The sequence below is a fragment of the Acinetobacter sp. genome (genome assembly GCF_050285345.1).
Lineage (GTDB): Bacteria > Pseudomonadota > Gammaproteobacteria > Pseudomonadales > Moraxellaceae > Acinetobacter.
In genome coordinates, this window is record NZ_JBLZXR010000134.1 from 1 (window position 1) to 6,101 (window position 6,101).

Below are 6,101 nucleotides of genomic sequence, written 5' to 3' on the forward strand. Positions count from 1 at the left end.
TTGGTTTGTCTGATCACTTACATGTTATACAACATATTCATCATTTTTTTATGTTGTCAATGCGTATGTCCTATAAATAATCTACAGCAATATAAATCTTTAAAAAGTTTGAACAAATGCTAAAAAACCATGCCTGTGCATGGTTTTTTATTTGCTAGAATGGCGCGCTAAGGATGCTTGATTTATCCAGCAAAAAATGATTTCGATTTGATGATTTTTCAGGAGTGAAAGATGTATAAAGGCGTTGCATTGTCTGTATTGGCATCGGTCACTTTTGGTATTTTGTATTTCTTTACTATTTTTCTGAAACCACTCGACAGTGAACAGACTTTTGCTTGGCGGATGTTGGCAACGCTGCCATTTTTGACCTTGTTTATGTGGTGGATGAAAGATTTAAACAAAGTCAGTGAAATTTTTTGGCGTGTAGTCAAACAGCCAATATTTTTACTGTGGTTAATCATCAGTTCATTTTTATGCACCACTCAACTTTGGCTGTTTCTATGGGGGCCAATTAATGGTCGAGGTTTGGAGGTATCTCTAGGATATTTCTTATTGCCTTTGGTGATGGTGTTGGTTGGTTGTGTACTCTATAAAGAAAAGCTTTCCACATGGCAGATGGCGGCGGTTGCACTTGCCGTCTTGGGTGTCGGGCATGAAATATGGCGTATCGGTAGCATTGCATGGGAAACGGTCTATGTCGCGGTTGCTTATCCGATTTATTTCTTTTTGCGCCGTACCTTTAAAACCGATCATCTTGGTGGATTTTGGTGGGATTTATGTTTGATTTTACCGGTCGCTTTTTATTTAGGATTTATTCAGAGCCATAGCTTAGATTTAATCGCCGCATTTCCACACTTAATTTTGGCTGTATTGGGCTTAGGTTTTTTAAGTGCTTTGGGCTTGGGCAGTTATATGCTGGCGAGTCGATATTTACCGTTTGTGATCTTTGGTTTACTCAGTTATTTGGAACCGGTTTTATTGGCGTTTGCTTCCATCGTTTTGGGGGAGCGCATCGAAGCCGAAGAATGGCTGACTTATATTCCAATTTGGGGCGCGGTACTACTATTGGTGATCGAAGGTGTATTGCATGTGTATCAGCAAAAGCGCAACAAGCAAACCTTGGACAAAAATGTTGAACAACTTAATAAACGTATCGATTCATAAAATGTATACAGCAGCGTTTCATCATTGTTGCTTCGATGATTTCTCGAAAAGAAGATAAAAAGAGATCAGTATCATTTTTCAGTCCATTTTCTCACGGAGTAGCAGCTAACTGATGCGTCAAAATCAATAGTTGTTGTTTTATCCAAAAAACTTACACTACATGGATATAAAAACTTCAATGAGGTTATTTGGCGCAGAATTCAGGATGAATCATGTTGAATAACTTCGGTGAACTGATTAGCATTTATTTTCGATAAAAATAGACTAAATTTCGTAGAGCGATTGATATTTTCCAAGGATAAGGCATGCAATCTGTTGGTATTCCAGTTGAAATACGTGCAAAACTAGCCCAATTGGTGCCGACCATCGATTTGCACTGGCATGAGGTATTAATTGAAATTTGGGCACAGTGCGATATGCATCAAATGGAGATGATTCAGCAGCATATTTTATTGCCAAAGGGGATTGTTTGGAATCCATCGAATCATGGTTTTGAACATGAGCCGCCGCCCAATTTTGCCATGCTTATGAAAGTGCTGAATAATGATGCGATACGTGAAAATGCACAATATTTAGCACAGCAACTCGAATCTTTAAAGTCTCTAACCGATAGTCTTCAAATTGCAAATCTACTAGAACAAAACCTAGCCTATATTCGAGAAATAGACGTCGAGGTAGACTTTGAATTACAGCATGAAAAGGGTTTATTGCATCGAACTTTTATCTTAAATGCGGCGCAGACGATTCATGCTTTAAATCTTGATGTGCCGCAAGATGCTCGACAACTGACAACAGTTCAAGTCAAAAGCTTTATAGTTGACATCTTTTTAAAACAACACTTTTTAGGCCATGCATTTCATGCCGCAGTTGAGTATGACTCATCTATATTGCAACATCCAATTTTTAAATATTATTTAAAACGTGAGCAGAAATTAGCACACTTTGAATTATTACACAGCGCTGAATTGATCTTTGTATTGGCCCCAGATTTTACTGAACATTTAGCCCATGCGGTGACGCGTTTTTTAACACCAGTTACTGTAGAGTCTAGCGATCAGCCAGTATTTAATGGCCTGGTCATTGATTTAACCACTGCGTTGGAAAATGATTATATCGAGCACTTGAAAGCTCAAGTTTTGCAATTGTCACGCATTCAGGGCTTTATTTCGCTCGAAGTACAGAGCTTGATAGAACGGTTTCAGCAGGTTGTCGATAGGCAATTGATTCCACTGTTAAATACATTGGAGTCAATAGATCAATTGCCGCAAGTGTTGGTTCAGTTTGAGCAGATCTTGAAAACTGACATCTTAGAACCATTGCAGCATACCGTTAAATTTCAGCTGACAGATTCGGCACAATACGGCTTTGTTTACTGCAAAATACTGCAGTTGTGTCAAAAAATGATTGTGCAATTCAATGTACTGCAACTCCAAACATCATTTATGGAAAATGTAGAGCTGGACAAATTCAAGCAGAGATTGCAAGCGTGGTTATTACTGCTGCAAAAACGACGTATGGAGATTTTCACGCTACACAATGAAGATGAATGGGAAGAATTTAATCTACGGTCTAAAGCACCAAGACTTGAGATCGACATGATGCTGCGGGAAGTTTTTAGTCAAGATCATCAATTCAACGCTGAAAATACATTGGGCGATTATGAAAGTGATGCTATAGAGTTATTGAAAGCTCAGCAGCAGTTAAAACTGAAAACATTCATGCAGCTTTTAACGATTGCGCGGGAGCATGCACAACATTTAGTTCTACTTGATTTTGAGCTTTTGGATGAAAAAATAAAAATAGAGCCTGAGCTTCGAAGCGTTGCCTTGTCTCAAGGGGACAATGGTCTGAGTGAATTGCCGCAAATCATTCAATTTAGTGCACGTTATTTTGATTTTGAGATTGAACAGTTTGCGCAGAATTTTGCAGAGATAAACTAAATTAGCTGTGTGGATAGAGGGATTTTCTCGCCGTTTTCAATACAAAGCGACTCAACTGTAAAGTGATAATTTGTCGATAAATGTTTAGGAAATACGCTTAACTGGCGGATAAAGCTCCATTTAGATTTTTTGTGACAAAAATCTTCAATAAAGATGTTTTTCCAACTTTCAGCCGTAAAATCATCATCCTAATAACAACTATTTTTAAAATTGATAGTGAATATATAGCAAAATAACTTGAAGGAACTCCGCTTTTAGATTCATTAATTTTGATATTTCCATTACAATTGTGGGGTTTTAAAATTTAGCTTAGATTTACAATTAATTAGAGGACGTACTGTGAGCAAAGACACTATCATTGCCCTACATGCAGAGCACCAAGGTCGCTGGGAAAACCGTGAAGAAATCGCGGAGCGTATGATTGCCCTAGTGGGTCAGTTATATCGTGAAAAAAACATCGTAGCTACAGTATACGGTCGTTCTTTAATTAACCGTTCGGTTATCCAAATTCTTAAAGCTCACCGTCGTACTCGCGTATTAGATGTTGAACTTTCAGTGGTAAATACTTTCCCAATTCTTGAAGCTTTGGCGAAAATCGAAAATATCGGTACTGCTGAAATTGATCTTGGCAAACTTGCTGAAGAATTCAAAGTAAAAGGTGGCGATGTAGACGCATTTGTTGCTGACGCTGTGAAATCACTTGAAGGTAATGCAACGAACGTTGAAAACCGAGACGTTGTACTTTACGGTTTCGGTCGCATTGGTCGTATCCTTGCACGTTTGATGATCAGCCAATCAGGTTTAGGCCGTGGTCTTAACCTTAAAGCAATCGTTGTACGTAAAACTGCGGATGGTGACTTAGAAAAACGTGCATCTTTATTGCGTCGTGACTCGATCCACGGTCCATTTGCAGGCACAATTTCTGTAGATGAAGAAAATGAAGCAATTATTGCAAACGGTAACTTCATTAAAGTGATCTATGCGTCTAACCCATCAGAAGTGGACTACACTGAGTATGGTATTAGCAACGCATTGGTAATCGACAACACGGGTAAATGGCGTGATTCAGAAGGTCTTGCTCAACACCTTAAATGCCCAGGCGCTGCACGCGTAATTCTAACTGCACCTGGTAAAGGTGACATGAAGAACGTGGTTTACGGTGTGAACCAAGCGGACATTCTTGATGAAGATACCATCATCTCTGCGGCAAGCTGCACAACAAACGCGATTACACCGACACTGAAAGTGTTAAACGACAAGTACACGGTTGTAAATGGTCACGTTGAAACAGTTCACTCGTTCACAAACGACCAGAACTTAATCGACAACTACCACAAAGCTGACCGTCGTGGTCGTGCTGCAACCTTGAACATGGTGATTACTGAAACTGGCGCGGCGAAAGCAGTTGCGAAAGCACTTCCAGCACTTCAAGGTAAATTGACAGGTAACTCTGTACGTGTTCCGACACCAAACGTATCTTTAGCAATTTTGAACCTTACATTAGGTCAAGATGTTGATCGTGAAGAAGTGAACGAATACATTCGTCAAATCTCAATCAACTCTAAGCTACAAGGTCAAATCGGTTATACCAACTCAACTGAAGTTGTATCTTCTGACTTTATCGGTTCACGCACTGCAGGTGTATTTGATGCGCAAGCAACAATCACTTCAGGTAACCGTTTAACTGCTTATGTTTGGTACGATAACGAAGTGGGTTATAGCTGCCAAGTATTACGTATTGCTGAACAAATGGGCGGCGTAAGCTATCCAAAAGTTCCTGCTGAAACTAATGCTTAATTAGTTCAAAGCAATATAAAAAAGAGCCTCATTTGAGGCTCTTTTTTTATGCCTAGGTTTATGTCTTTGTGATTTAAAGAACAATGAATAGATCGATGTTGGGGATTAATAACCGGATTGACCAAAACTATCATTTAGCTCTAAGCCTTCAGCCACTGTTTTTATGTTCAAGTTGTCATAGAATAATAGGGTTTATAGTGTTGGTTAAAATTAAACTAATGAAATATATCATTAAATAACTACAAAAAATTGCAAACCTTCATTCGTTTTTAAGTCAAGATGACCGCGTATAAATACAAAAGCAAAAGGATTTAAGTTGCAAATAAAGCACATGCTCAGTGGATTGGCATTTATTGTGTTTGCTGCACTCTGTGGTGTACTCATCGCCATTTGGGTGTTTAAACACTTTAATATTTATATTCCACTTGAAAACCAAAGCGTCAATATTGACCTGCAAGAACCGTTACAAGCTGAAGTGAAAATTCATGATGCTTTGGATGTTGATGTCACAGGGCGAGTGAATGCTGAAATTCCAATCCGTGAAAATTTAAATATTCCCTTAACCCAGACGCTTACGCCACGCGTGTATTTTGACAACCAAGTACCGATCAAAACCACGATTCCAGTACGTGAAATGTTAAAGGTGAATCGAAGCTTACCGGTAGATACCCAAGTTAAGGTTAAAGTTTTAGGGCAGGATGTAACTTTGCCACTAAAAGGAAATATTCCAATTCAGTTGGATATTCCTGTGAATATTGATGTGCCACTTGAGCAAAAAGTCCATTTAAAATTTGATGCGCCAGTCAAAACAGTACTTAAAGAAAATCTGCATATTCCGCTGAATGCTACGTTAAAGACCAATATCCCAATTGAAGGTAATTTGAATGTACCGATTAAAACGGCACTGAAAGCCTCGGTTGATGTACAAAACACCTTGCCAGTCAAAATTCAAAAGGGCGAGTTGGTGATTCCACTAAATACCATGCGTTTGAAACAAGCACGGGCGCAGCCTGAAGTTACTGTTCAGGAGTAAGCTATGTGGATATTTGAGTCACCGAAACGAATCATTTTTAGTTTTATTGCCGTGGTACTTCTCGTTGCTGTGCTGTTTTGGTTGTATTTAAATATGGCTCTAGACTAGCAGACTAGTTATGTTGGTCTGTAATCATGATTAAAAACAGTAAATTAAGCCACTACAAG

4 protein-coding genes are annotated in these 6,101 nt (G+C 38.8%); all 4 read left to right on the plus strand.

What is annotated here, in order from left to right:
* The first annotated feature begins 231 nt into the window (after positions 1 to 231).
* Positions 232 to 1,164, plus strand: coding sequence for an EamA family transporter RarD (gene rarD / locus ACN6OV_RS11705; protein WP_427953148.1), 933 nt, complete (start codon positions 232 to 234; stop codon positions 1,162 to 1,164).
* Positions 1,165 to 1,469: 305 nt separating this feature from the next.
* The gene (locus tag ACN6OV_RS11710) at positions 1,470 to 3,104 is read left to right on the plus strand and encodes a hypothetical protein (protein WP_427953150.1); all 1,635 of its coding nucleotides are present in this window, start codon (positions 1,470 to 1,472) and stop codon (positions 3,102 to 3,104) included.
* A gap of 339 nt (positions 3,105 to 3,443) precedes the next feature.
* Complete coding sequence (locus ACN6OV_RS11715; RefSeq protein ID WP_427953152.1) at positions 3,444 to 4,901, plus strand: glyceraldehyde-3-phosphate dehydrogenase; 1,458 nt, start codon at positions 3,444 to 3,446, stop codon at positions 4,899 to 4,901.
* Positions 4,902 to 5,232: 331 nt separating this feature from the next.
* On the plus strand, positions 5,233 to 5,934 hold the full coding sequence (locus ACN6OV_RS11720; RefSeq protein WP_427953154.1) for an MFS transporter: 702 nt from the start codon (positions 5,233 to 5,235) through the stop codon (positions 5,932 to 5,934).
* Positions 5,935 to 6,101: the final 167 nt, after the last annotated feature.

What these genes read in the sequence shown, in the direction of transcription:
- rarD (WP_427953148.1), top strand. Translation starts at nt 232, where the DNA reads ATGTATAAAGGCGTTGCATTGTCTGTATTGGCATCGGTCACTTTTGGT.
- ACN6OV_RS11710 (WP_427953150.1), top strand. Translation starts at nt 1,470, where the DNA reads ATGCAATCTGTTGGTATTCCAGTTGAAATACGTGCAAAACTAGCCCAA.
- ACN6OV_RS11720 (WP_427953154.1), top strand. Translation starts at nt 5,233, where the DNA reads ATGCTCAGTGGATTGGCATTTATTGTGTTTGCTGCACTCTGTGGTGTA.